The sequence below is a fragment of the Actinomycetospora atypica genome (assembly GCF_042653685.1).
GTDB lineage: Bacteria > Actinomycetota > Actinomycetes > Mycobacteriales > Pseudonocardiaceae > Actinomycetospora > Actinomycetospora atypica.
Genome location: NZ_JBHSIV010000014.1, coordinates 78,348 through 101,759, shown reverse-complemented (window position 1 = coordinate 101,759; position 23,412 = coordinate 78,348). Strand labels below are relative to the sequence as shown.

Sequence of the window (23,412 nt, the reverse complement as noted above, 5' to 3'; positions counted from 1 at the left end):
GTCCGTCACTCGAGAAGGTGACGAGCGGGCCGTTCGTCCGCTCAGACGTGGGCCCGGGCCATCCGTCGCAGCTCCTCGGCCCGGATCTTGAGGCCGTTCGTGCCGGAGGTCGTCGGCATCGCGTCGAGCACGTGGACCGCGGCGGGCACCTTGAACGGGGCCAGCACGTCGGCGCACCACGCGCGCAGGTCCCCCGGCTCGTCACCGTCGAGCGTCACGAACCCGACGGCGATCGTCGCCCCGTCCGCACCCTCGACCCCGACGACCTTCGCCGTGTGCACCGCGGGGTGCGCCGCGAGCCGGACCTCGATCTCGGCGGGGTCGACGAGGAACCCGCGCAGGCGCAGGGCGTCACCGATCCGGCAGGTGTAGACGAACGCGCCCTCGTCGACGAGCACCCCGAGGTCGCCGGAGCGGAACCAGCCGTCGGCGGTGAACACGTCGGGGTCGGCGCCGAGGTAGCCGTCGACCACGTTCGGGCCCCGGAACTCCAGCTCGCCCTCGATGCCGGGGCCGCCGGCGACCCGCACCTCGATCCCCGGGTGCACCACGCGCCCGCCGCCGGCCCAGCGCTGCGGCGTCGGCTCGTCGAGCGGCCACGTCGCGGCCAGGGCGAACAGCTCCGACGAGCCGTACACGCCGGCAGTCTCCGTCCCGAACTCGTCGGCCAGCCACGCCGCGAGCTCGCGCGACCGGCCCTGGAAGTCGGCGACGCCCCACCAGCGCCACGCGGAGAGGTCCCGACGACGCACGCGGCACGCCTCGACCAGGCGCAGCACCAGGTCGTCGCCGCTCGCGAGGTGGGTGACGCCGACCGCCGCCATGTCGTCGAGCACCACGTCGGCGTCGAACACGGGCTCGAGCAGCACCGCGGCGCCCGCGGCGAGTCCCGCGAGCACGGCGTTGTAGCCGAAGACCCCCGAGAGCGGCAGCGCCCCGAGCACCACGTCGCCCTCGACGAGCCCGAGGGCGGCCGCGTCGGCCACCGCGTGGGCGAGCACTCCGGCCCCGGCGTGGGCGGCGAGCTTCGGCAGCCCGGTGGAGCCGGAGGTGGTGAACGCGACGGCGAGCGTGGCGGGGTCCGACGGCGCGGGCTCGGGGCCCTCGGTTCGCGTGGGGGTCCAGAACCGGTCCCCGACGACCGCCGGGGTCGGTCTCCCCGGCCCCGGCACCAGCGCGATCTCCGGCTCCACCCCCGAGGCCTCGACCGCCGGCCACAGCCGTCCGGGCAGGTCGAGCCCGTGGAAGTCGTGGGCGAGCGCGACGAGCCGGGGACGCGCCCTCGTCAGGACGTGGGTGACCTCCTCGACGCCGTAGCGGGTGTTGATGCCGATGACGTGGGCGCCGCACGCGGCGGCCGCGCACTGCCAGACGAGCGCGTCGCTCCAGTTCGGCAGCCACACCGCGACCGCGTCGCCCGCGGTGATCCCGTGCTCGCGCAGCTCCTCGGCCAGCGCGCACACGCGCCGCCACAGCTCCCCGCGCGTCACCGCGACGAGGCCGTCGGGCGTCCGCTCGTGCACGGCGACGACGTCCGGGTCGCGGCGGGCCAGGCGCCCGACGAGGTCGGGCAGGTCGGCCGGGCGCTCCCCCGCCGCGGGGAAGCCCGACACCCGGTGCACCTGCGGAGCGGTCATGCCGCCTCCTGTCCGGCCAGGTCCCGCAGCCAGCCGTCGAGCACGGCGGCGAAGCCCGGGATCTCCTCCATCGGGTAGTGCCCCACCCCGTCCAGCACCGTGCATCGCGCGCCCGGGATCCGCGAGGCCGCCCACCGCACCCGCTCGGCGTCGAGCCACAGGTCGTCGGCCCCGACGACGAGGTGCACCGGGCACGCGACGCCGGGCAGCGCGTCGCGCAGGTCGTGGGTCGCCCAGCCGATGAGGTCGGAGTTCGACACCACCGGGTCCTCCCGACGGTGCATCGTCGCGATCAGCCGGGCCCGCTGCGGGTCGATGCCGCGCCCGAGCACGGCGTGGGTGCCCAGCTCGGTGCGGTCGGCGCGGCTCGGAGCGGCGACGTCGACGAGCTCGCGGCGCAGCCCCTTCACCGACGGCCGCCCAGCGGTCCAGGCGTCCGCGGCCATCGCGACGACCGCGTCGAGGCGCGGCGAGGCCCGCACGGCGAGGTCGAGGGCGATCTTCCCGCCGATCGAGCAGCCGGCGACGGAGAAGCGGTCGAGCCCGAGCGCGTCGGCCAGGGCGAGGCACCACGCGGCGTAGGCCCCGAGGTCGTCGACCGGCCCGCCCGGCGCGGGCTCGGAGCGGCCGTGGCCCGGCAGGTCGGGCACGACGACCCGGTACCCCGCGGCCGCGAGCTCCGGCGCGACGTGGCGCCACTGCACCCCCGACTGCCCGGCGGTGTGCAGGCACAGCACCGCGGGGGCTCCCGGGTCGCCGTGCTCCTCGACGAACGCGAGCGCGCCGTCGACCGTCACGTACCTCATGCGATCCCCCGGGCGGCGTCGACGAGCTGGTGCAGGGCGGAGGTGAGGCGCAGGTACTCGTAGCCGTCGCCGGTCGCGGTGAACCGCCCGGCCATCGCCATCCGCATGAACGGGTTGTCTCCCGCCTCGACGAGCTCGAGCCAGGTGGCGGCGTCGGCGCCTAGCGTGAACGTGGCGCCGTGCGGGGCGCGCGGACTGCAGTCGATGACCTGGCCGCGGTAGACGCGCAGGTGCACCTCGTCGTCGTCGCAGCGCAGCCCGATCGTCCCGTCCCAGGTCGCCAGGGTCTCGGCGAAGCCCGGGCCGAGGGTCCCCACGACCGCCCGGGCCCAGTCGACCGTGCCGAAGGCGCGGCCCGCGGGGTCGGGCCCCTCCGTACGGGCCGCGACGAGCGCCGCGGTGGTGCCCTCCTGCCGGACAACACCGTCGTCGCCGAGGAGGCGCATGAACCGCGTGACCACGCCCCGGGTGCCGCCCCGGGTGCGGCGGGCCCGCACGATCGTCAGCTCGAGGGTCAGCACGTCGCCCACGCGGATCGGCGCCCGGTAGGCCCAGTGGGTGTCGAGCAGCCCCTGCACCGCCTCGCCGTGGATGCCGAGCGACTGCATGAGCCCCATCGCGACGGCGACCCCGAAGGGGCCCTGCAGCATCGCGTCGGGCCCGGCGTGCAGCGGGTGGTCGTCGCCGGAGAGCCGGGTGAAGGCGGCGAGGTCGTCCGCGGTCACGGGGCGCGGCGCGCTGGTGAACCGCTCCCCCACCACGAAGTCCTCGAACCACCGCCCGCCGTCGGGCACCTGCTCTCCCGGCACCGGGACCTCCGTCGGCTCGAGGTGACACGAACGATCGTTCATCACCGAATCACCGGCCGCCCGGAGCGTCAAGCCCGCTAGCCTCGTCGTCATGAACGCCCGTTCCCCCGCCACGCTGGTCGCCGACACCGGCCGCGGGAACGAGGCCGCGATCCTCAACGCCGCGCTCGACGCGTTCGGCGCCCAGGGCTTCCACGGCGCCTCGATGCGCGACGTCGCGAAACGGGCCGGGACGAGCCTGTCGAACCTCTACAACTACGTCCCCTCGAAGTCCCGCCTGCTCGCCGAGGTGCTCCGCCGCGCCAACGACGAGCTGGTCGCCCGGCTGCGCGCCGCGGTCGACGAGGCCGGCGACGACGCCGCGTCCCGCCTGCGGGAGGCGGTGCGCGCCTACGTCCGGTTCATCGTGGAACACCAGGTGGCGATGGTCGTGTCGACCAACGAGGTGCGGTACCTGACCGGGCCCGACCGGGCGGCGCTGGTGGCCGAGCGGGACGCCACGCAGGCCGTGTTCGAGGAGATCGTCGCGCAGGGCGTGGCGGCGGGGACCTTCCGCACGCCCTATCCCGACGACGCCGCGCGCACCCTGCTCACCACGCTGGGCGCCGTCTCCGGCTGGTACCGCCCCGAGGGCCGGCTCTCGCGCGGCGAGCTCGCCGAGCAGCAGGCCCGCTACGCCCTCGCGCTCCTCGAGGCCCCGCTCGCGCACTGACTCCTTGCGGAGACCGGCGCCACACCTCTAGCTTACGAACGACCGTTCGTACGAGTTCGGAGGACGCGCCATGCCGGTAGGGACCGAGGTCGCTCCCGCGAAGATGCGGAAGCTCGCCGCCGCCGCGGTGTTCGCGACGACGCTCGAGTGGTTCGACTTCCTCATCTACGCCACGGCCGCGGCCCTGGTGCTCGGCCGCCAGTTCTTCCCGTCGGCCGATCCGGTGGCCGGGACGCTGGCCTCGTTCGCGACGTTCGCGGTCGGGTTCGTCGCCCGCCCGATCGGTGGGATCGTCGCGGGCCACGTCGGCGACCGGTTCGGGCGCAAGCCCCCGCTGGTCGCCGCGATGCTGGTCATGGGCATCGCGACGTTCGCGGTCGGCATCCTCCCGCCCTACGCGAGCATCGGCGTCTGGGCGCCGGTCCTGCTGGTGGTCGCCCGGCTGGTGCAGGGGCTCGGCGTCGGCGCGCAGTGGGGTGGCGCGGCCCTCCTGCTCGTCGAGCACGCCCCGACGAAGCACCGCGGCTACTACGGCAGCCTCGTGCAGACCGGCGCCGTCGCGGGTGCGGTGGCCGGGAACCTGTTCTTCCTCATCCTCACCGCCACCATGTCGACCGAGGCCTTCGACTCCTACGGCTGGCGGATCCCGTTCCTGTCCGGGCTCCTCCTCGTCGGCATCGGCATCTACGTGCAGCTGAAGATCGAGGACACCCCGGTCTTCCACGAGCTGCGCGAGCGGTCGGCCGCCGCGGCGAAGGAGGCGGGCATCCGCAAGGCCCCGATCGTCGAGGCGGTGCGCCACCACGGCCTCGCGATCGTGCAGGCGGCCGGCGCCTTCTTCGTCGTGAACGCCGTCTTCTACATCCTGATCTCCGGGCTCCTCGGCTACGCGACCACCGAGGTCGGGATGTCGCGCACCTCGATCCTGATCTGCGTGATGGTCGCCGGGCTCACCCAGGTGATCACGATGCCGTTCTTCGGCGCGCTCACCGACCGCATGGGCACCCGCAAGAAGCTCTACCTCATCGGCTGCGTGTCGATGGCGGTGTTCGCGTTCCCGCTGTTCTGGCTGGTCGACACCGGGTCGGTGCCGCTGGTGCTGCTCGCCCTGGTCATCGCGTTCACCATCCACGCGACGATGTACGGGCCGCAGGCCACGCTCTACGCCGAGATGTTCCCGGCCGACGTCCGCTTCTCCGGCGCCTCGCTCGGCTACCAGGCGGCCTCGGTCCTCGCGGGCGGGCTCGCCCCGTTCATCATGACCGCGCTCCTGGCCGCGACCGGCGCGTCGTGGTCGGTGGCGGTGTACATCATCGCCTGCGCCGCGATCACCTTCGTCTCGGTCGCGACGATCAAGGAGCGCTACCGCCGCGACCTCTACGAGGTGGCTGCGCCTCGTGAGGTGCCCCTGAGGGCCCGTGAGCAGTAATCCGTGCCCGGACACGGATTACTGCTCACGAGTCTCCGACACCTCCCCGGAGCCGCCGGTTCTCCCGCTCGAGCTCCTCGATCCGGGCCTGCAGGTGCCCGACGCCCTGCTCGATCTCCGCGACGGTGAACCGCGGCGTGATGTGCTGCGGGCAGTTCCAGTCGACCCCCTCGACGTCGATCACGAGCAGGCGCTCCACCCGGCCGTCGGTCCGCACGTCGGCGAGGCGGGCGGCGAGCGCGGGCTCGGCGTCGAGGGCGACCGTGCGGGCCCGCCCGAGGACCTTGAGCCGGGTCCGGGTCGAGTACTGCATGAAGAAGAGCGCGACCCGGTCGTCCGTCCGCAGGTTGCCGGCGCTGAGGTACTGCCGGTTCCCGCGCACGTCGGCGAACGCGAGGGTGTGCTCGTCGAGGGCGTGGACGAAGCCGGGCGGGCCGCCCCGGTACTGGAGGTAGGGCCAGCCGTCGGCGTTGACGGTCGCGAGATAGAAGCCGTCGAGCTCGCCGACGAACTCCCGCTCGGCCGGCCCGAGCACGTCCGGTCCCGGGTCGCCGCCCGCGAGCCGCCGGTCGTTCGCCGCGAGGCTGCCCTGCTCCTGCTGGACCTCCCTCACGGGCGCGGTGTACGTCAGGTGCGCGAACCGACTCATGACATCCTCCCGGGGTGACTGCTGTACATACTAGTAGGTACAGTCAAGGCATGAGCACGCGCGACGACCTCGTCGAGGCCACGGCCGAGCTCCTCCGGGAGCGGGGCTACTCAGCGACGAGCCCCGCCCGGATCCTGGAGCGGGCGGGCGCCGGGCAGGGCAGCATGTACCACCACTTCCACGGGAAGGCCGACCTCGCACGCGCCGCGATGGAGCACGTCGCGGCCGTCATGACCGAGGCGGTCGAGTCCGAGGACGACCCGTCGCTGCCCGCGCTCGACCGAATCCGGGCCTTCCTCGCCCGCGAGTGGGACCCGCTGCTCGGCTGCCGCATCGGGCGCCTCGTCCAGGACGCCGAGGTGGTGGGCGACGACGACCTGCGCGGGATCGCCGACCGGTACTTCACCCACCTCGAGGACTGGATCGCCGACGTCCTCGAGGTCGGGCGGGCCGCGGGCGAACTCCGGGGGGACGCCGACACCCGCGCCGCCGCCGCGATGGTCGTCGCCGTCGTCCAGGGCGGCTTCGTCCTGGCGCGCGCCCACCAGGACGTGGCGACGCAGCAGGCGGCCATCCGCGGGGCGTCCCTCGCGCTAGGTGCCCTCCGGGCCCGTGAGCACTAGTCCGTGTCTGGGCACGGAATCAGGGGAGCACGCCGATAGGACTCACGAGGCGTAGCCCCCTCACGAGCACCGCCGTCATCCGCCGCGCGTGGTCGGGGCCGACACCCTCGGCGGGCAGGCACAGGTGGGCCACCGCGAGCAGCAGGTCGACCGCCGGTACGTCGTCCCGGACCTCCCCCGCCGCCACCGCCGCGTCGAGGAGCCCCGCCAGCGCGGGGTGGAAGCGCTCGTCGAAGTAGGCCGGGAGGGCGTCGAAGGCCGGGTCGCCCGAGTGCAGCGCGGCCGCGAGCCCCCGCTTCGTGGCGAGGAAGTCGACGAAGCGCCCGAGCCACCGGCCCAGCGCCTCGGCCGGCCCGTACTCGGCCGCGAGGACGGGTGCCGCCTCGGCGCAGGCGTCGACCTGGTGGCGGAACACGGCGGCGACCAGGTCCGAGCGCTTCGGATAGTGGCGGTACACCGTGCCGACGCCGACCCCGGCCCGCGTCGCGATCTCCCGCACCGGCGCGTCGACCCCGGACTCCCCGAACACCGCCGTCGCGGCGTCGAGCAGGGCGTCGACGTTGCGCCGGGCGTCGGCGCGCTGCCGTCGCGGGGCCTCGGAGGTCACGGGTCACCTTCCCTCGGTTGCAAGCGGAACCACGTTCCGTCTATGGTAGCGGAAGCACGTTCCGGATAGCCCGACGATAGCCCGCCGGGTCCCCACCCCGCGAGGAGTTCCGTTGAAGTACCGCACCCTGGGCCGCACCGGCATGAAGGTCAGCCCCTACTGCCTCGGCGCCATGATGTTCGGCGCCATGGGCAATCCCGACCACGACGAGTCGGTCCGCATCATCCACACCGCGCTCGACGCCGGGATCAACTTCGTCGACACCGCCGACATGTACTCCCGCGGCGAGTCCGAGGAGATCGTCGGGAAGGCGTTGCAGGGCCGCCGCGACGACGTCGTCCTCGCCACCAAGGCGTTCAACCCGATGGGCGACGACCCGAACATGCGCGGCAGTTCGCGCCGCTGGCTCGTCCGCGCCGTGGAGGACTCGCTGCGGCGCCTGCAGACCGACCACATCGACCTCTACCAGGTGCACCGGCCCGACCCCGACACCGACGTGGAGGAGACCCTCTCCGCGCTGTCGGACCTCGTGCACAGCGGCAAGGTCCGGGCGATCGGATCGTCGACCTTCCCCGCCTCGGAGATCGTCGAGGCGCAGTGGGTCGCCGAGCGCCGCGGCCTCGAGCGCTTCCGCACCGAGCAGCCGCCGTACTCGATCCTCGACCGCGGCATCGAGCGCGACATCCTGCCGACGATCGAGCGCCACGGGATGGGCGCGCTCGTGTGGAGCCCGCTGTCGGGCGGCATGCTGACCGGCCGCTACCGCAGGGGCCAAGACCCCGACACCCACCGCGCGCAGTACGGCTTCGCGCACATGCGCGACGAGCGCCGCCTCGACGCCGTCGAGCAGCTCATCCCCCTCGCCGAGAAGGCCGGCCTGCCGCTCACCCACCTCGCGATGGCCTTCGTCCTCGCCCACCCCGGCGTCACCAGCGCCATCATCGGACCCCGCACCATGGCCCAGCTCGACGACGTCCTCGCCGGCGCCGAGGTGTCCCTCGACGACGAGGTCCTCGACCGGATCGACGAGATCGTCGCGCCGGGGACGGACGCGAGCCCGCTCCCGCACGCCTACGGCACCCCGCCCCTGGCCGAACCGCGGCTGCGCCGCCGCCCGGGCACCGAGCGGTCGGCCGCCTGATGACCCCGAGCGTCGGCATCATCACCGCGCCCTCCCAGGTCGCCTACGCCGACCTGCTCCGGGTCTGGCAGGAGGCCGACACCGTCGAGGAGATCGAGCACGCGTGGCTCTTCGACCACCTCCTGCCGATCTCCGGCGACCCCCTCGGCCCGACGTTCGAGGGCTGGACCCTGCTCGCCGCGCTGGCCGCGGCCACCGAGCGGCTCCGGCTCGGCGTGCTCGTCACGAGTAACCGGTTCCGCCCGCCGGCGGTGCTCGCGAAGATCGCGGCGACCGTCGACGTCGTCAGCGGCGGGCGGCTCGACATGGGGCTCGGCGCGGGGTCGCGGCCCGACGTCCCCATGGCGCGCCGGGAGTACGAGGCGCACGGCCTGCCGTACTGGGACTCCCCCGAGGCCGTCGCGCGCCTCTCCGAGACCTGCGCGCTGCTGCGGCGGCTCTGGACCGCCGACGAGCCGTTCGACGTGCACGGCGAGTACGTCCAGCTCACCGGCGCGTACGGCAGCCCGAAGCCGGTGCAGCGCCCCGGCCCGCCGCTGATGATCGGCGGACGCGCGGGCCGGACGCTGCGGGTGGTCGCCGAGCACGCCGACCTCTGGAACTACCCGGGCGGCGACGTCGAGGACGCGAGCGGCCGCAGCGCCCTGCTCGACCGCTACTGCACCGAGATCGGCCGCGACCCCGCCGCGATCACCCGCTCCCTGGTGATCCCGGTGGCGTACGACGATGCCGGCGCCACGCGCGACCACGCCCGCCACGCGATCGACGCCGGCTTCTCCCACCTGGTGCTCTCCCTCCCGGCGCCCTACCCGGAGAAGGTGGCCCGGTGGGTCGCCGACGAGGTGATCAATCGCCTCTAGCCGGCAGCGCCGCCAGCTCGGCCACGAGGTCGTCGAGCCCGAGCGTCCCCTGCGCCAGCGCCGCGGCGTGCCACACGCGCAGGTCGAAGCCCGGGCCGGCGGCCCGGGCCTGCTCGCGGCCCGCGAGCCAGGCGCGCTCGCCGAGCTTGTAGGAGATCGCCTGGCCGGGGCCGCCCAGGTAGCGCAGCAGCTCCGAGTCGGCGAACGCGTCGCCGCGTCCCACGTGCCGGCCGAAGAACTCCCGGCCCAGCTCCGGGGTCCACCGCTCGCCCGCGCCGACCGGGGAGTCGTCGGGAATCCGCAGCTTCAGGTGCATGCCCAGGTCGATGACCACCCGCACGGCGCGCAGCATCTGCGCGTCGAGGTAGCCGAGCCGCGAGCCCGGGTCCTCGTGGTACCCGAGCTCGTCCATGAGGCGCTCGGCGTAGAGGGCCCAGCCCTCGGCGTCGGCGCTCACCATGCCCGCGGCGGAGGTCTGGAAGAGCGAGAGCTCGCCGGACCGCAGCGCCCACGACGCGAGCTGGAGGTGATGGCCCGGGACACCCTCGTGGTACCAGGTGCTGAACAGGTTCCACATCGGGTAGCGGTCGTCGGGGGTCGCGGGCAGCCACGTGCGGCCGGGCCGGGTGAAGTCCATCGAGGGCGGCGTGTAGTACGGCGCGGCGGCGCTGCCGACCGGGGCGAGGCGGGCCTCGACGGCGCGGATCGGGCCGCTCAGGTCGAAGTGCGTCCCGTCGAGCGCGGCGACCGTGTCGTCCATGACCTGCTGCAGCTGCGCCCGCGCGGCCTCGCCCCCGACGACGACGCCCGTGGTCCCGCCGTCGCTGTCGAGGTGCGCCATGGCCTCGCGCACCCCGGCGCCCGGCAGCACGCGCCCGGCCTCGACGGCCATCTCGTCGCGCAGCCGGCGGAACTCCGACCAGCCCCACGCGTAGACCTCGTCGGCGTCGATGTCGGCGCCGTTCCAGTAGCGGGCGGCGACGCGGTAGCGCTCGGGGCCGACCCCGTCGGGCGTGCCCTCGGTGGCCGGGAGGTAGTCGCCGGCGAGCCAGTCCCGCAGCCCGACGAGGGCCTCGGTCGCCACGGCGGCGCCGCGGTCGAGTTCGGCGCGCACGATCGGGCTCACGTCGGCGTCGCGGGAGAACGCGGCGAACCAGCCACGCCCGTCGTCGTCGTCGATCCACGACCCGATCTGCTCGACCACCCGCGCGACCTGCCGCGGCGCGGCGAACAGGCCGCGGCGGCGGCCCTCCTCGAGGCTGCGCCGGTACCCCTCGAGGGCGTCGGGTACGGCCGCCGTGCGCCCCGCGACGAGGGCCCAGTCGTCCTCGCCGTCGGTCGGCATCAGCGTGAACGCCATCCGCACGCCCGCGACCGGGCCGAACAGCTCCTGGACCGCCCGCAGCGGCTCGCCCGCCTCGCTGTGCGCGAGCTGGGCGCCGATCCGCTCGGCCAGGAGCCGCGCGCAGCGGCGCTCGTCGGGATCGGTGGGCGTCCCGAGGGCCGCGAGCCGGTCGAGGGTCTCCCGCCCGAGCGCGTCGCCGGCGGCGATGCCGTCCGGGGACAGGTCGGGCAGCTCGTCCTGCCCCTCGGTCCAGCCGAGCTGGCCGGCGAGGAGCGGGTCGAGGGCGGCGAGGCGGCGGACGTGGTCGTCGGCCAGGTCGCGTACGGCGCGGTCAGCAGAGGGTGCCATCGGGCGCCATCATGCCGCGTCGAGCAGTTCCCGCACCTCCGCCACGGTCGGCACGCGGGGGTGGCGGGGCGGCGGCTCGACGGCGCGCGGCGCGACGGCGGCGAGGTCGGCCGCCGAGGCGCCGAGGTCGGCGAAGGTCGTGGGCGCGCCGAGCCGCGCGAGCATCGTCGTCAGGACCTCGACGGGGTCGCCCCCGAGCGCGTCGGCGAGCACCGCCGCGACGTCGGGCACCGCGGGCAGGGTGAAGGCGAGCACGCGCGGGAGCAGCACGGTGTGGGTGCCGGCGTGCGGGAGGTCGAGCCCGCCGCCGACCACGTGCGCGAGCCGGTGGTGCAGGCCCATCGTCGTGACGGCGAGGCCCGCGCCCGCGAGCCAGGCGCCGTAGAGCAGGTCGGCCCGGGCGTCGAGGTCGTCCGGCGCCGAGACCACCCGGGGCAGGGCGTCGACGATCGCCCGGGCCGACTCGGCGGCCTCGAGGCGCACCACCGGCGTGGTGTCGGGCGCCCAGAGGGCCTCGACGGCGTGCGCGAGCCCGTTGACCGCGCTCGTCACCGACGTCCGCACCGGCAGTGACGTGGTCAGCTCCGGGTCGTAGACGACGATCGCGGGACGCACGGCCTCGTCGCGCCCGGTGGTCTTCACGCCGTCCTCGGTGCGCCCCCAGACCGGGGTCATCTCCGAGCCGGAGTAGGTGCTGGGGACCGCGAGGAGCGGCAGCCGGACGTCGCGGGCGATCGCCTTCCCGAGCCCGATCGACGACCCGCCACCGACCGCCACGCACGCGTCGGCGCCGAGCTCACGTGCCCGGGCCACCCCGGCGTCGGCGACCTCGCCCGGCACGTGCTCCACCGCGTCGGCGAGCACCCCGGCGCAGCGGTCCCCCAGGTACTCCGCCGCCTGCTCCCCCAGCGCCTTGCGGCCGGGGGTGGTCACGACGACCACCCGGTGCACGTCGAGGCGCGCGGCCTCGTCGCCGAGCTCGGCGAAGCGCCCGGCGCCGAACAGGACCCGCGCGGGGCGCGGCAGTTCGGTGAACCTCACGCCGGGCCCTCCGGCTGCAGCACCACGTCGAACCGGGCGCGCCGGAACGGGTTCGGCAGACCGTGCCGGGCCGCCTCGGCCTCGTCGGCGACCGTGGCGAACTCGCGGACGAGCGACTGCTTGACCGCGAACACGGCGTCCGAGTCGAGGTAGGGGCTGCCGTCGACGAAGACGTGCGTGGTCACCGGGACGTAGCCCGGGGCCTCCACGATGAAGTGCACGTGCGCGGGCCGGTAGGGGTGGCGCCGCGTCGCGGTGAGCAGGTCGCCGACCGGGCCGTCGGTGGGGATCGGGTAGTGCGACGGGACGATCGAGCGGAACCGGTAGCGGCCCTCGTCGTCGGCGGTGAACAGGCCGCGGCCGTTGCCGAGCGGCTGACGGTCGGACTCGACGTCGTAGGCGCCCTGCTCGTCGGCCTGCCAGATGTCGATCCGCGCCCCCGGGATCGGCACCCCGTCGGCGCCGGTGACCGTGCCCTCGATCAGGCACGCCTCCCCGGTGCCGAGGGTGTCGATCGAGTCGCCGAGCTCCCGCTCCGGGCTCGTCACCACGTGGAACGGCCCGAGCACCGTGGAGGCGGTCGCGTCCTGCGCCTGCCGGGCGGCCTCCATCGTCTCGACGAGCATCGAGGCGCCCATGACGTCGGAGAAGAGGATGAACTCCTGGCGGTGCTCGTCGCACTTCTGCCCGATCGCGGTGAGGAACTCGATCCCCTTCTCCCACTCCGCGATCGTCGGGCGCACGTCGCGCAGGAAGCCGTGCAGGTGGCGCACGAGGCTCTCGGTCACCTCGCGCAGCCGGGGGTCGGGCGTGTCGGCGAAGCTCGCGACGACGGCGTCGACAGAGTCCTTCTCAGAGAAATCCATGGGGTGTCCTTCGGACATGTGAGCACTAATCCGTGCTGGGACACGGATTAGTGCTCACCTGCGCAGCACCTGCTGCAGCGTGGTGGACAGGGTGGTGGCGGGATCGTCGGGCAGGGACGCGAAGCGGGCCGCGACGTGGTGGTCGGGCCGGACGAGGACCGCGCCCGAGTCGCCGATCCCCTCGGCCTCGAGCAGCCGCGCCCAGTCGCCGTAGGGGTCCTCGATCTCGTGCCCGGGCCCGACGACGACCACCCGCACCAGCTCCGAGGCGGGCCAGGACTCCCCGCCCGGGCCGGTGAACAGCGTGAACCGCCCGTGGCCGGCGAGGTCGATCGTGGAGACGTCGCCGCCGTGACCTGCGAGCCAGACGTGCGGCACCCGCGCGCCCGGGGTCGTCGACGCGACGTGGTGCAGCTCCGGGTCCTCGGCGGTGGCGAGCGGGTCGGGCGACAGGTCGTCGGACACCACCGCGGCGGAGACGTAGCGCTGGTTGAGCTCCACGCCGTGGGCGTCGAACTCGTAGGCCTTGAACGCGATCGCCTCGCGCAGGGCCCGGCGCTGCTTGTCGGCCCCGGGCTCGCGGCGGGCGGCCATGTTGGCGCGCATGACCTCGGGGTCGTCGGTGCCGCTGACCCCGAGCGCGTCGAAGATGCGGCCGGTCTCGCCGATCGACTGGTTGGCGCGGTCGACCACCTGCCGCCCGATCGGGGCGCGCTCGGCGGTGTAGGTCTCGAGCAGCTCCGGGCCGGCCTCGCCGCGCACCACCAGCGCGAGCTTCCACGCGAGGTTGAACGAGTCCTGGATCGAGGTGTTGGAGCCCAGCCCGTTCGACGGCGGGTGGCGGTGCACCGCGTCCCCGCCGCAGAACACGCGGCCGGTGGAGTACCGCTCGGCCACCATGTGGTTCACCGTCCACGCGGAGCGCCCGAGGATCTCCACGTCGAGCTCGTCGACCCCGACGAGCGCCCGGACCAGCCCGCGGCAGTACTCGTCGGAGAGGTCGGGCGGCCCGTCGGCGACGTCGTAGCCCCAGATCGTCAGCCACTCGTCCCAGGGTCGGACCATCCGGACGACGCCCATGCCGATGCCGCCGACGTCCGACCCGGGCTGCAGCACCCAGTAGAGGACGCTCGGCCGGTGCGCCACCCACGGCGACAGGTCGGCCCGGAACACGATGTTCAGCGAGCCCGCGACCCCCATCTCGCCGCGCATCGGCAGCCCGGCGTCCTCCGCGACGCGCGAGCGCCCGCCGTCGGCGCCGTAGAGGTACCGGGCGCGGATCTCGTAGGTGTCGTCGCGCAGCCGGTCGCGGACCTCGACCGTCACGCCCTCGTCGTCCTGCGTGTGCCCGAGGTACTCGGTGGAGAAGCGGATCCGCGACCCCTCGCGCTGGGCCGCCTGCACGAGGATCGGCTCCATGAGGTTCTGCGGCATGTCGCAGATCCGCGCCGGGCTCGCGAGCCGGTGGGCGGCCTGGCTGTGCGGGTCGGTGCCCCACGAGCGCACCCGGCCGAGCTCCTCGCCCGCCAGCGAGGTGCAGAACGTCGTCGTGCCGATCAGGTCCTGCGGGGTGGCCAGGGCCTCGACCCGGTCGGACACCCCGAGGTCACGCAGCACCTCCATCGTGCGCTGGTTGGTGATGTGCGCGCGGGGCTCGGCGGCGAGGGTCTCGTAGCGGGTGACCACGAGGTGGTCGACGCCGAGCCGCGCCAGCGCGAGCGCCATGGCCGCCCCGGCGGGGCCGCTGCCCACCACGACGACGTCGGTGGTGACGACGGGGGCCATGGGCGCTCCTGGAGGTCGGCGGTGACGTGCGGGGGAATCCTCTGCTTCCCGACGAGGCGCCGCAAGAGTTTTCGGTGAATCCTCAACTACCTCGCGGCGAGCGCGCCTGGAAGTCCCGGGCGATCTCGTCGAAGGTCAGCCACCGGACCCCCTCGTGGGAGTTGATGTAGGAGATGAGCCGCTCGTGCGCGAGCAGCACCTGCGGGCGACCGGAGACGTCGGGGTGGATCGTCATGGTGAACACGGCGTAGTCCATCTCGCGGTAGACCCAGTCGAACTGGTCGCGCCAGAGCTGCTCGATGTCCCGCGGGTTGACGAAGCCGTGCGAGTTCGGGCTGCCCTTGACGAACATCATCGGCGGGAGGTCGTCGAGGTACCAGTTCGCGGGGAGCTCGACGAGGTCGGTCTCCTCGCCGCGGACCAGCGGCTTCATCCACTCCGCCGCCTCGCGCTCGAGGTCGATCTTGGTCCAGGAGTCGCCGACGCGGACGTAGTAGGGCGTGAAGTCGTCGTGCATCAACGAGTGGTCGTAGGTCAGCCCGCGGTCGAGCAGCAGCTCGTTGGTGATCGCGCTGAACTCCCACCAGGGCGCGACGTAGCCGGTGGGCCGGGCGCCCGAGCGCTCCGTGATGAGGTCGATGCAGTGGTCGAGGACGTCCGACTCCTGCTGCCGGCTCATCGCGATGGGGTTCTCGTGGCTGTAGCCGTGCACCCCGATCTCGTGCCCGGCCGCCACGCAGGCGTCGAACTGCGCGGGGAACGTCTCCACCGAGTGCCCGGGCCAGAAGAAGGTCTGCCGGATGCCCGCCCGCCGGAAGAGCTCCAGCACGCGCGGCACCCCGACCTCGCCGGCGAACAGCCCGCGCGAGATGTCGCCCGGCGAGTCCTCCCCGCCATAGGAGCCGAGCCACCCCCCGACGGCATCGATGTCCACCCCGTAGCTGACGAGGATCTCCTTGGCCATGACGCCTCCCGGTGTCAGTGCACGTGCGTGTCCGTCCCCGCGAGCCTGGAGGACAGCCGGGTGCGGGGGAAGGAGCGCACGGTTCGCTTCAGCTCGGCGAACCCGCCCCACCGCGCGACGGTCTCGACCGCGTCGAAGAGCCGCAGCGCGTCCTCCTCGGCCGGCGGCGCGTCGATGACCGGCCCGAAGAAGGCCGGCCCGGGCCCTGCACCGTTCCGGCCGGACGGCGCGAACGAGAGGATCGGCGTCCCCACCCCGCCGCCGCAGCGGTCGACGGCCTCCCGGGTCTCGCGCCGCAGGTCGTCGTCGCGGGCGGTCTCCGACGAGGCGTCGGCGAGCTCCTCGGGCAGGTCGGCCGCCCGCAGCGCGGGGCGCAGGTCGCGCACCCGGGCCATCTCGTGCATGACGGCCCGGAAGTCGTCGCCCTCCGGGGGCTCCGCGTCCCACACCAGCTCGCCGAGGGCGGTGTAGAGGTCCCCGACGACCTCCGGCCCGAACCGCTCCCGCGCGGCGTGCACCACGCGCAGCATCTCCAGCCCGCGGACGTGCGAGTCGGGGTACTCCGGGGACGCCTCCTCCCGCTCGGCGTAGGAGACGTCCTCGTTGAGCAGGGCCAGCGACAGCGGTCGCCAGTCGACCGCGAGGGCGCGCTGCGACTGGACCTCCACCACCCAACGGGAGGTCACCCAGCAGAACGGGCAGATCGGGTCGAAGAAGAACTCGAGGTCGGGCACGGGTGGGGCCTACCCGACGGCGTCGCGCCAGAAAGCCGCCAGCATCGTCGCGCCACGGGCGGGGTCCTGGCACATCCACCAGTGCCCGAGCCCGTCCAGCTCCCCGACCTGCGCGCCGGCCCGCGCCGCGGCCCGGCGCCGCATCGCGTCGTCCCCGACGAAGTGGTCCTCGCCCGCGAGAATCCCGAGGCCCGGGCGGGCGGCCAGCCGCTCCAGGGACTCCCCGCGGCGGGCCATCGCGGGCTGGGCGGCGTCGCGGTAGAGCGCGAGGACGCAGGCCTGCATCGCCTCGTCCTGCCCCGCCGCGACCCGGCGCGCGACGTCCGCCGGGATGCCGGCGGGGACCAGCCGCGCCGCGCGGTCGTCGAGCGAGCGCCCGAGCATGCCCGCGATGTGCCGCTCCCCCACCTCGGGCGTCTGCCAGGCCTGCGCGAGGTCGTGCCAGACGTAGTCGGGCTCGAAGATGCCGAGCACGTCGACGGCCCAGCTGCGCACCAGCTCGGGCCGCTCGAGCAGGGCGTTCACCACGTGGCCGCCGCCCCAGTCGTGCCCGACGAGGTCGACCGGCCCGTCGAGGGCCTCGAGCTCGGCGATCAGCCAGTCGCGGTAGGCGTCGACGGTCGCCGCGAACCCCGCGGGCACCGGGGCGCCGAAGCCGGGCGGCGAGAGCCGTACGACGTCGTCGCGCCCCAGCGCCCCGACGAGGGGGTCCCAGACGTCGGCGGTCTCGGGGTTGCCGTGGACGAGGACGACGGTCACGCCGCGGAGTCTGCCGCCACGGCGTCGTCGTCGCTGCGGGGCCCGTCCCGGCGCGTACCGCGGACGAAGGTCGCCGAGACCAGCGCCACGAGCCCGACGACGCCCGCGACGACGAAGGCCGTCCGCAGGCCGGCCTCGTCCGGGGCCGCCGCCCCCGCCGCGCTGCCGAGCGCGGCCACCGTCACGAACACCGCGGTCCCCAGCGCCCCGGCCACCTGCTGCAGGGTGGAGAGCACCGCGCTGCCGTGGGAGTAGAGGTGGTCGGGCAGCGAGCCCAGCGCCTCGGTCATCAGCGGCGTCATCATCAGGCCGAGCCCGGCCATGAGCAGGACGTGGATGCCGATCACGGCGACCAGCGGGGAGCCGGCCCCGAGCGTCGCGAACAGCCACAGCGCCGCGGCGGTCGCGATCGCCCCGGGGAGCACCAGCGGGCGGGCGCCGACCCGGTCGAAGAGCGTGCCGACCGGCCGGCCGAGGAGCCCCAGCACGAGCCCGCCGGGCAGGACCGCGAGGCCGCTGACGAAGGTCGACACCCCGAGGACCGTCTGCAGGTAGAGCGGCAGCAGGATCGCCGAGGCGCCGATGAGGCACATGAACAGCGGGACGCTCGTGGTGACCGCCACCGAGAACGGGCGGCGGGTGAACACGCGCAGGTCGAGCAGGGCCGCGTCGGCGCGCTGCAGGCGCAGCTGGCGCCCGACGAACACCGCGAGCGCCACCACCCCGACGGCGATCGCCACCCACGGCGGCACCGGGTGCTCCCCGCCGCCGGACTCGCCGATCGAGGACAGCCCGTAGAGCAGCCCGCCGAACCCGACGGCGGAGAGCAGCACCGAGACGACGTCGAACGGGACCTTCCGCGTCTGCGAGGTCAGGCGCAGGTACCGGGCGCCGACGACGAGGGCGATCAGCGCGAGCGGGAGCACCAACCCGAACATCCAGCGCCAGCCCAGGCCCGCGAGCACCGCGCCGCCGATCGTCGGGCCGAGCGCCGGGGCCACCGCGATGACGATCGTGATCGTGCCCATCGTCGCGCCGCGGCGCTCCGGCGGGACGAGCCGCATGATCGTCGTCATCAGCAGCGGCACCATCACCGCGGTGCCCGCCGCCTGCACCACGCGCCCGGCGAGCAGCACCTCGAAGCCCGGGGCCAGTGCCGCGAGCAGGGTGCCGGCGCTGAAGAGCGACAGCGAGGTGAGGAAGACCGCCCGCGGGGTGAACCGCTCGAGCAGGTAGCCGGTGATCGGGATGACCACGGCCATCGTCAGCAGGAAGCCGCTGGTCAGCCACTGCACGGTGGTGGCGGGGACGCCGAGGTCGACCGTCAGGTCGCGCAGGGCGACCGACAGGATCGTCTCGTTGAGGATCATCACGAACGCCGACCCGACGAGGACCGCGATCAGCAGTCCCGCCTTCGGAGGGGCGGTCGTCTCCGTGCGCGTGGGGGCGCCGGTGGTCATGTCGGTACTCCGGGGTGGTCGGTTCGGGGATCAGGACGAGGCGTCGCCGAGCACGCCGTGGGTGGCGGCCCGGACGGCGGCCGAGAGGCGGGCGAGCCCCTCGGTCTCGGGGCGGCACCGGTCGGCCGCGACGTCGTCGGCGAGGTCCTCGGTGGTGAGGCGCAGGGCCGCGGCCAGGGTCGCGGCCTGGACCCGCACCGCGAGGTCGTCGGGACGGCGTCCCAACCGGTCGGCGACGACCTCGGCCAGCACGGGCTCGACGCGCTCGTGCACCACGAGCCAGATCGCGCGCAGCGCCGGCTCGCGGCGGGACATCGCGACGACCGCGAGGGTCGCCTCGCCGTCGGAGGCCGAGAGGTGGTCGGGCAGGTGGTGGTCGCGCGCGAGGTGGTCGGAGAGCGGGACGTCGGCCGGCCAGCGGCGCAGCGTGTCGACGAAGGTGTCGGTGATGACCGAGAGCAGCGGCTCCACGCAGCTCTCCTTGCTGCGGAAGTAGCGCCAGAGGGTGCGCGCCGAGAGACCCACGGCGTCGGCGATGTCCTCGCCGGTGGTCCCGCCGACGCCCCGCTCCCGGAACAGCGTGATGGCCGCCCGGGAGATCTCGAGGCGCTGCAGGTGCCGGCGGCGCTCGCTCATCGGGCGGCGGCCACGACCGGTGGCGGCGTCGACGATCCCGGTCCCGCTCACTCTCGCCCCCCTGTCAGTCCGTGACTTCGTGTCAGTCAGTGACACTAGGTCCAGGAGGTGGGGACCGCCACGAGATCCGTGTCTCCGGCTGGCTCGTGGCGGAGCGGGTACTCGTCGAGTCTTTTCTGGCGGGCTCTGCCATCATCGTGGTCGTCCCATCCATTCCGCCGCCGGGAGCCCCCGTGACCGCACCCGCCTCCCGGACGCCCGCCTTCGTGGCCGTGCTCGCCCTCGCCGGCATCACGGTCTCGCTGCAGCAGACGCTCGTGGTCCCGCTCGTGCCGCAGTTCCCGCGCCTGCTGGGCGCCCCGGCCGCGGACACGGCCTGGGTGGTCACGGCGACCCTGCTGACGGCGGCCGTTGCGGTCCCGATCGTCGGGCGCCTCGCCGACATGGTCGGCAAGCGCCGGATGCTGCTCGTCTGCGTGGCGGTGCTCGTGATCGGATCCGTGGTCGCCGCCCTGTCGACCTCCCTGGTCCCCCTGGTGGTCGGCCGGGCGCTGCAGGGGCTCGCGACCGGCGTCATCCCCCTCGGCATCAGCCTCATGCGCGACGAGCTGCCCGCGGAGCGCCTCGGGTCGGCCACCGCCCTCATGAGCGCCTCGCTCGGCGTGGGCGGCGCCCTCGGCCTGCCCCTCGCGGCGCTGATCGCCCAGGTCGCCGACTGGCACGTGCTGTTCTGGGCCGCCGGCGCGCTCGGCGTGCTCGTGTTCGTCCTGGTCGTCGCGCTCGTGCCGGAGTCGGCGCAGCGGGCCGGCGGGCGCTTCGACCTCGTCGGGGCCGTGGGGCTCGCGATCGCCCTGGTCAGCCTCCTGCTCGCCGTGTCGAAGGGCGGCACGTGGGGCTGGGGCAGCACGACGACGGTCGGGCTGTTCGTCACCGCCGCGGTGGTGCTCGCGCTCTGGGCCCTCTGGGAGCTGCGGACCCGCCAGCCGCTGGTCGACCTGCGGGTGAGCCGGCGCCGTCAGGTGCTGCTGACCAACTCGGCGTCGGTGGTCATGGGCTTCTCGATGTTCGCGATGTCGCTGGTCTACCCCCAGCTGCTGCAGCTCCCGACGTCCACCGGCTACGGGCTGGGGCAGTCGATCCTCGTCGCGGGCCTCGTCCTGGCGCCCGGCGGGCTCGTCATGATGGGCATGTCACCGGTGTCGGCACGCATCAGCGCCTCGTCCGGCCCGCGCACCACGCTCATGCTCGGCGGGGGCGTCGTCGCGCTCGGGTACGGGATCGGCGCCGTGTTCCACGGCTCGGTTGGGGAGCTGGTGATCAGCTCGGTGGTGATCGCGAGCGGCATCGGGCTCGCCTACGGCGCGATGCCGTCGCTGATCATGGCGGCCGTGCCGATCGAGCAGACCGCGGCCGCCAACAGCCTGAACAACCTCATGCGCGCGCTCGGCACGTCCACCGCGAGCGCCGTCGCGGGCGTCCTGCTCGCCTCGCTGGTCACCCCGGCCGGCGTCCCCACCCAGGCCGCGTTCGTCGTCGTCATGCTGCTCGGCGCGGGCGCCGCGGTGGTCGCCGTGGTGGTCACGGCCTTCGTCCCGCTGCGCCCGGCACCGGACGCCGCGGTGGTCACCGCGCCGGAACCGGTCACCGAGCAGTTCCCCGCCGCGGTCTCCCCGGACGAGCGGGTCCTCGTGCACGGCACGGTCCGCCGCGGCGGCACCCCGACCGGCGACGCCACCGTGACCGTCGTGAGCCACGCCGGGCAGCAGCTCGGGAAGGCCACCACCGCGGCCGACGGGAGCTACGCGGTCGCCGCCACCGCGGAGGGCCGCCCGTACCTGCTGGTCGTCCGGGCGGACGGGTGCGCCCACGCCGAGCACCTCGGCGACGACGCGCCGGCGTCCCGCGACGTCGACCTCGACGCCACCTCCGAGCCCGCGCGCGTCTGAGCGAGTGGCGCCGTTCGGTCGCCTCGTGACCGAGCGGTGTCTCCGCTCGTCAAGCCGGCGGAGAGCCGCGAACGGGTCGATCCACTCGGGTCCGTCACGTCTGGGCCAATTGGGCAGGTGAGCGTCGGCCGGACGCTCCCGTCTCCTCCCTTGCCTGCAATTGGGCAGGGGAGGTCACCCGTGACGATCCTGCTCGGGACGGCTCCTGCGGGACGCCGAGCTCAATTGCAAAGATTTCCATCAGGACCTCGTAGCGCCGTGCGACCTCCGTCGCCGGAGTCGCTTCGCCCTTGCCCACGAAACAGTCCGCCCACTCCGCGACCCAGCTCCCGCCGCGTTCCCGTCGCTGATGCTCGACGTCCGCTCGGATGGCGGCATCGGCGCCGGCGCGGGTGTAGGTCTGGAAGCAGCCGTCGATGAAGTGCTCGTACGCCTCCCTCCACCCCGGTGACATGAGGTACTTGGTGGTGTGGAACTGCTGGTCGAGCGCGCGCTTCAGGTCGACCGCGTCCGGCGGGGTGGTTTTACGGAAGTTGCCGACGGCGCGGAAGAAACACGCCAGGTCGTTGAGACCCGGGGCCATGTCGTCGAAGAGCGCTAACCGCCGCTCGATGACCTTCCTGTCCACCCACTGCCGGTCCTCGATGCGTCTGGCACTCCGACTGACGAGCCAGCCCAACCCCAAGACAGCAAGGGGAGTGAGGGCACTCACGAGAAGCTTGACGGTCTCGAGTGAGGTCCACATGGGTCATCCCTCCTGGTTGGGACTCGATGCCGAAATCTCGAGCCCGAGCCGGAACAGCGCCCCGAGGGCGGTGTCCGACGAGAAGTCACTATGCCCCGCTGAAGCTTGGAGGAGCTCACCGACCCCGAAGCGGCGGCCAGCAAGCGCAGCCGTGGCGAGCGCATCGGGGTCGACGACGTCGACCGCGGTAGCTCCGTGCTCCCAGAGGTAGGTGTTCACCCGCGCCGATTCGACGGCCAGGAGGTAACGGTCCTTGAAGGCTGCGCTGAAGTGATCGAGGAACAGGACTACCGCGTCGTTCGCCATCCCCTCCGCCATCATCCAGAAATGTCGAATGGGCGCTCCCAGTGCTCCGACCGGAGTCGGACCGTCGCGGTGGGCCGACCGCTCGCACATCTCGCGCACCCGACCGGCGAGTCCCGGTTCGTCCCACGAGGCGAGCTCTAACAGAAGGAACGCTTGCTGCTGCGGGTGCGCGAGGCTCGTCGGCGTGCCATTTGAGGGCTCGTGCATGCCGAGAGCGCCGCTCAGCATCTCTGCCCGGTGCTCTGCAGACATCAAGGCGGGCGGGGGATAACCGCTCGCACGGAGAAGACAGACCCCGAACACGTTGCTCAGGTGCAGGAACTCCACTGCGGCGTGGCCCAGCAGCGTTGCGGCCCGCGCAGGCTCGATGAGTACCGCCCAGTGCGCTGCATTCCGGAGAGAGGAGGCAGCGTCGGCGTACAGAACCCATCGCGGATCCGATATCGGAAGAGTCGTCTGCGGAATGCCGTCGGGTACCGCCCAGCGTTCAGGTTCGCCCAACTCTCTCAAGCAGGTCTTTGCGTAGGACTCAAAGAAATCCGCGTTGAGCCTCGCGCGGTCGAGTGAGATGCCGAGTACGTCGAGAGGTTCGCTCACAGGAGATCACGCACGCTGGAAAGCCGCTCCGGCGGGATGAACCGGCCCTCGTTCTTGACTACCCAGGCCGGCTCGTATGCCTCCCGCGGCGCCTTGCGAACCCACTTCTCGCAACGTTCTATCTGATTCGCAGGGATGTGCAATTTGGCCGCGATCTCACCTTGATCAGCGAAGTCGGAGTAGCTCGGATAGACAGTAAGATTCCGAACCTCCTCGGCGACCCCGTAGATCTCGGCAGCCATCCGGGGTGCGACGAGGACCCAGCAGGTGAAGATATACGCGGTGTCCGACTCCCCGAAACGGGAGCCGAATTGCATCGCCGTACGCCTGGCCGTGTAGATGTGGTTCGCCCTGTTCACCGAGTCGCGCTCCACCGTCCCGGAACTCAGCGAGATGTACGGCGACTCCTCGAAGAACTTCTTCTTCGTGAGCGGATCAATCGTCGAGAATCCATCGACATGCGTTCGGATCGATTCGGGGGTCAGGCGCTCTGAGATCTTGTCTACAGGAATTCCCCTGGCGGCCCGACCCCAGTTGCAGACGAGACCCCTCGGCCAGAGAATCTCGCGCGCCTGATCTTCGTCGCGGAGGGACATGCCCTTCATCG

Annotated in this window: 23 protein-coding genes; 6 read left to right on the top strand and 17 right to left on the bottom strand. The window is 73.5% G+C overall.

Annotated elements, in window-relative coordinates; all coding sequences use genetic code 11:
* Positions 1-41: 41 nt before the first annotated feature.
* The 3 genes from ACFPBZ_RS15130 to ACFPBZ_RS15120 are packed head-to-tail and all read right to left on the bottom strand — an operon-like array spanning position 42 to position 3,252.
* Positions 42-1,637, bottom strand: coding sequence for an AMP-binding protein (locus ACFPBZ_RS15130; RefSeq protein WP_378036900.1), 1,596 nt, complete (start codon positions 1,635-1,637; stop codon positions 42-44).
* A complete protein-coding gene (locus ACFPBZ_RS15125) occupies positions 1,634-2,443 on the bottom strand; it encodes an alpha/beta fold hydrolase (protein ID WP_378036899.1) in 810 nt (269 codons plus the stop codon). Before ACFPBZ_RS15125 ends, ACFPBZ_RS15130 begins: the two co-directional genes overlap by 4 nt.
* On the bottom strand, positions 2,440-3,252 hold the full coding sequence (locus tag ACFPBZ_RS15120) for a MaoC/PaaZ C-terminal domain-containing protein (protein ID WP_378036898.1): 813 nt from the start codon (positions 3,250-3,252) through the stop codon (positions 2,440-2,442). The genes ACFPBZ_RS15125 and ACFPBZ_RS15120 overlap by 4 nt, the downstream gene beginning before the upstream one ends.
* A 91-nt stretch (positions 3,253-3,343) precedes the next feature.
* Between ACFPBZ_RS15120 and ACFPBZ_RS15115 the strand changes: the two genes are divergently transcribed.
* Together ACFPBZ_RS15115 and ACFPBZ_RS15110 are read left to right on the top strand one after the other, a co-directional pair.
* Complete coding sequence (locus ACFPBZ_RS15115; protein WP_378036897.1) at positions 3,344-3,964, top strand: TetR family transcriptional regulator; 621 nt, start codon at positions 3,344-3,346, stop codon at positions 3,962-3,964.
* 70 nt (positions 3,965-4,034) lie between these two features.
* Entirely contained in the window at positions 4,035-5,393 is a 1,359-nt protein-coding gene (locus ACFPBZ_RS15110; RefSeq protein WP_378036896.1) for an MFS transporter, read from the top strand.
* A 25-nt stretch (positions 5,394-5,418) separates the two neighbouring features.
* Here the strand turns inward: ACFPBZ_RS15110 and ACFPBZ_RS15105 are convergent, their stop codons facing one another.
* On the bottom strand, positions 5,419-6,042 hold the full coding sequence (locus tag ACFPBZ_RS15105) for a pyridoxamine 5'-phosphate oxidase family protein (protein WP_378036895.1): 624 nt from the start codon (positions 6,040-6,042) through the stop codon (positions 5,419-5,421).
* Between the two features lie 50 nt (positions 6,043-6,092).
* Here ACFPBZ_RS15105 and ACFPBZ_RS15100 point away from each other — a divergent pair, with 50 nt between their 5' ends.
* Positions 6,093-6,665: a TetR family transcriptional regulator gene (locus tag ACFPBZ_RS15100; RefSeq protein WP_378036894.1), complete on the top strand. Its 573-nt coding sequence runs from the start codon at positions 6,093-6,095 to the stop codon at positions 6,663-6,665.
* Positions 6,666-6,684: 19 nt separating this feature from the next.
* Here ACFPBZ_RS15100 and ACFPBZ_RS15095 read toward each other — a convergent pair whose 3' ends face one another.
* On the bottom strand, positions 6,685-7,272 hold the full coding sequence (locus ACFPBZ_RS15095) for a TetR/AcrR family transcriptional regulator (RefSeq protein WP_378036893.1): 588 nt from the start codon (positions 7,270-7,272) through the stop codon (positions 6,685-6,687).
* A gap of 112 nt (positions 7,273-7,384) precedes the next feature.
* Here ACFPBZ_RS15095 and ACFPBZ_RS15090 point away from each other — a divergent pair, with 112 nt between their 5' ends.
* Both ACFPBZ_RS15090 and ACFPBZ_RS15085 read left to right on the top strand, forming a co-directional pair.
* On the top strand, positions 7,385-8,413 hold the full coding sequence (locus ACFPBZ_RS15090) for an aldo/keto reductase (RefSeq protein WP_378036892.1): 1,029 nt from the start codon (positions 7,385-7,387) through the stop codon (positions 8,411-8,413).
* Positions 8,413-9,273: an LLM class flavin-dependent oxidoreductase gene (locus ACFPBZ_RS15085; protein ID WP_378036891.1), complete on the top strand. Its 861-nt coding sequence runs from the start codon at positions 8,413-8,415 to the stop codon at positions 9,271-9,273. The genes ACFPBZ_RS15090 and ACFPBZ_RS15085 overlap by 1 nt, the downstream gene beginning before the upstream one ends.
* Here the strand turns inward: ACFPBZ_RS15085 and ACFPBZ_RS15080 are convergent.
* The 9 genes from ACFPBZ_RS15080 to ACFPBZ_RS15040 all read right to left on the bottom strand — a co-directional run bounded on the left by ACFPBZ_RS15080 (position 9,260) and on the right by ACFPBZ_RS15040 (position 19,262).
* Positions 9,260-10,966: a DUF885 domain-containing protein gene (locus tag ACFPBZ_RS15080; RefSeq protein ID WP_378036890.1), complete on the bottom strand. Its 1,707-nt coding sequence runs from the start codon at positions 10,964-10,966 to the stop codon at positions 9,260-9,262. The genes ACFPBZ_RS15085 and ACFPBZ_RS15080 overlap by 14 nt on opposite strands.
* Before the next feature lie 9 nt (positions 10,967-10,975).
* Positions 10,976-12,007 (bottom strand): maleylacetate reductase, encoded by a 1,032-nt coding sequence (locus ACFPBZ_RS15075; protein WP_378036889.1) that lies wholly within the window; start codon positions 12,005-12,007, stop codon positions 10,976-10,978.
* The gene (locus tag ACFPBZ_RS15070) at positions 12,004-12,873 is read right to left on the bottom strand and encodes a dioxygenase family protein (RefSeq protein WP_378036888.1); all 870 of its coding nucleotides are present in this window, start codon (positions 12,871-12,873) and stop codon (positions 12,004-12,006) included. Before ACFPBZ_RS15070 ends, ACFPBZ_RS15075 begins: the two co-directional genes overlap by 4 nt.
* Positions 12,874-12,927: 54 nt before the next feature.
* Complete coding sequence (locus tag ACFPBZ_RS15065) at positions 12,928-14,658, bottom strand: FAD-dependent oxidoreductase (protein WP_378036887.1); 1,731 nt, start codon at positions 14,656-14,658, stop codon at positions 12,928-12,930.
* Between the two features lie 82 nt (positions 14,659-14,740).
* On the bottom strand, positions 14,741-15,622 hold the full coding sequence (locus ACFPBZ_RS15060; RefSeq protein WP_378036886.1) for a polysaccharide deacetylase family protein: 882 nt from the start codon (positions 15,620-15,622) through the stop codon (positions 14,741-14,743).
* Positions 15,623-15,636: 14 nt separating this feature from the next.
* A complete protein-coding gene (locus ACFPBZ_RS15055) occupies positions 15,637-16,356 on the bottom strand; it encodes a mycothiol-dependent nitroreductase Rv2466c family protein (protein ID WP_378036885.1) in 720 nt (239 codons plus the stop codon).
* Positions 16,357-16,365: 9 nt separating this feature from the next.
* Positions 16,366-17,115, bottom strand: coding sequence for an alpha/beta fold hydrolase (locus ACFPBZ_RS15050; RefSeq protein ID WP_378036884.1), 750 nt, complete (start codon positions 17,113-17,115; stop codon positions 16,366-16,368).
* A complete protein-coding gene (locus ACFPBZ_RS15045; protein WP_378036883.1) occupies positions 17,112-18,575 on the bottom strand; it encodes a DHA2 family efflux MFS transporter permease subunit in 1,464 nt (487 codons plus the stop codon). The genes ACFPBZ_RS15050 and ACFPBZ_RS15045 overlap by 4 nt, the downstream gene beginning before the upstream one ends.
* A 30-nt stretch (positions 18,576-18,605) precedes the next feature.
* The gene (locus tag ACFPBZ_RS15040; RefSeq protein WP_378036882.1) at positions 18,606-19,262 is read right to left on the bottom strand and encodes a TetR/AcrR family transcriptional regulator; all 657 of its coding nucleotides are present in this window, start codon (positions 19,260-19,262) and stop codon (positions 18,606-18,608) included.
* 182 nt (positions 19,263-19,444) lie between these two features.
* On the opposite strand from ACFPBZ_RS15040, the gene ACFPBZ_RS15035 reads away from it, so the two are divergent.
* Entirely contained in the window at positions 19,445-21,157 is a 1,713-nt protein-coding gene (locus ACFPBZ_RS15035) for an MFS transporter (RefSeq protein ID WP_378036881.1), read from the top strand.
* 94 nt (positions 21,158-21,251) lie between these two features.
* Here ACFPBZ_RS15035 and ACFPBZ_RS15030 read toward each other — a convergent pair whose 3' ends face one another.
* The 3 genes from ACFPBZ_RS15030 to ACFPBZ_RS15020 form a co-directional block, all read right to left on the bottom strand.
* The gene (locus ACFPBZ_RS15030) at positions 21,252-21,785 is read right to left on the bottom strand and encodes a hypothetical protein (RefSeq protein WP_378036880.1); all 534 of its coding nucleotides are present in this window, start codon (positions 21,783-21,785) and stop codon (positions 21,252-21,254) included.
* 120 nt (positions 21,786-21,905) lie between these two features.
* The gene (locus tag ACFPBZ_RS15025) at positions 21,906-22,805 is read right to left on the bottom strand and encodes a hypothetical protein (RefSeq protein ID WP_378036879.1); all 900 of its coding nucleotides are present in this window, start codon (positions 22,803-22,805) and stop codon (positions 21,906-21,908) included.
* Positions 22,802-23,410: a hypothetical protein gene (locus ACFPBZ_RS15020; RefSeq protein ID WP_378036878.1), complete on the bottom strand. Its 609-nt coding sequence runs from the start codon at positions 23,408-23,410 to the stop codon at positions 22,802-22,804. The genes ACFPBZ_RS15025 and ACFPBZ_RS15020 overlap by 4 nt, the downstream gene beginning before the upstream one ends.
* Positions 23,411-23,412 lie beyond the last annotated feature (2 nt).

Coding starts and splice junctions, on each gene's coding strand:
- ACFPBZ_RS15130 (WP_378036900.1), bottom strand. CDS start 1,637: ATGACCGCTCCGCAGGTGCACCGGGTGTCGGGCTTCCCCGCGGCGGGG.
- ACFPBZ_RS15125 (WP_378036899.1), bottom strand. CDS start 2,443: ATGAGGTACGTGACGGTCGACGGCGCGCTCGCGTTCGTCGAGGAGCAC.
- ACFPBZ_RS15115 (WP_378036897.1), top strand. CDS start 3,344: ATGAACGCCCGTTCCCCCGCCACGCTGGTCGCCGACACCGGCCGCGGG.
- ACFPBZ_RS15110 (WP_378036896.1), top strand. CDS start 4,035: ATGCCGGTAGGGACCGAGGTCGCTCCCGCGAAGATGCGGAAGCTCGCC.
- ACFPBZ_RS15105 (WP_378036895.1), bottom strand. CDS start 6,042: ATGAGTCGGTTCGCGCACCTGACGTACACCGCGCCCGTGAGGGAGGTC.
- ACFPBZ_RS15100 (WP_378036894.1), top strand. CDS start 6,093: ATGAGCACGCGCGACGACCTCGTCGAGGCCACGGCCGAGCTCCTCCGG.
- ACFPBZ_RS15085 (WP_378036891.1), top strand. CDS start 8,413: ATGACCCCGAGCGTCGGCATCATCACCGCGCCCTCCCAGGTCGCCTAC.
- ACFPBZ_RS15080 (WP_378036890.1), bottom strand. CDS start 10,966: ATGGCACCCTCTGCTGACCGCGCCGTACGCGACCTGGCCGACGACCAC.
- ACFPBZ_RS15070 (WP_378036888.1), bottom strand. CDS start 12,873: ATGGATTTCTCTGAGAAGGACTCTGTCGACGCCGTCGTCGCGAGCTTC.
- ACFPBZ_RS15065 (WP_378036887.1), bottom strand. CDS start 14,658: ATGGCCCCCGTCGTCACCACCGACGTCGTCGTGGTGGGCAGCGGCCCC.
- ACFPBZ_RS15060 (WP_378036886.1), bottom strand. CDS start 15,622: ATGGCCAAGGAGATCCTCGTCAGCTACGGGGTGGACATCGATGCCGTC.
- ACFPBZ_RS15045 (WP_378036883.1), bottom strand. CDS start 18,575: ATGACCACCGGCGCCCCCACGCGCACGGAGACGACCGCCCCTCCGAAG.
- ACFPBZ_RS15020 (WP_378036878.1), bottom strand. CDS start 23,410: ATGAAGGGCATGTCCCTCCGCGACGAAGATCAGGCGCGCGAGATTCTC.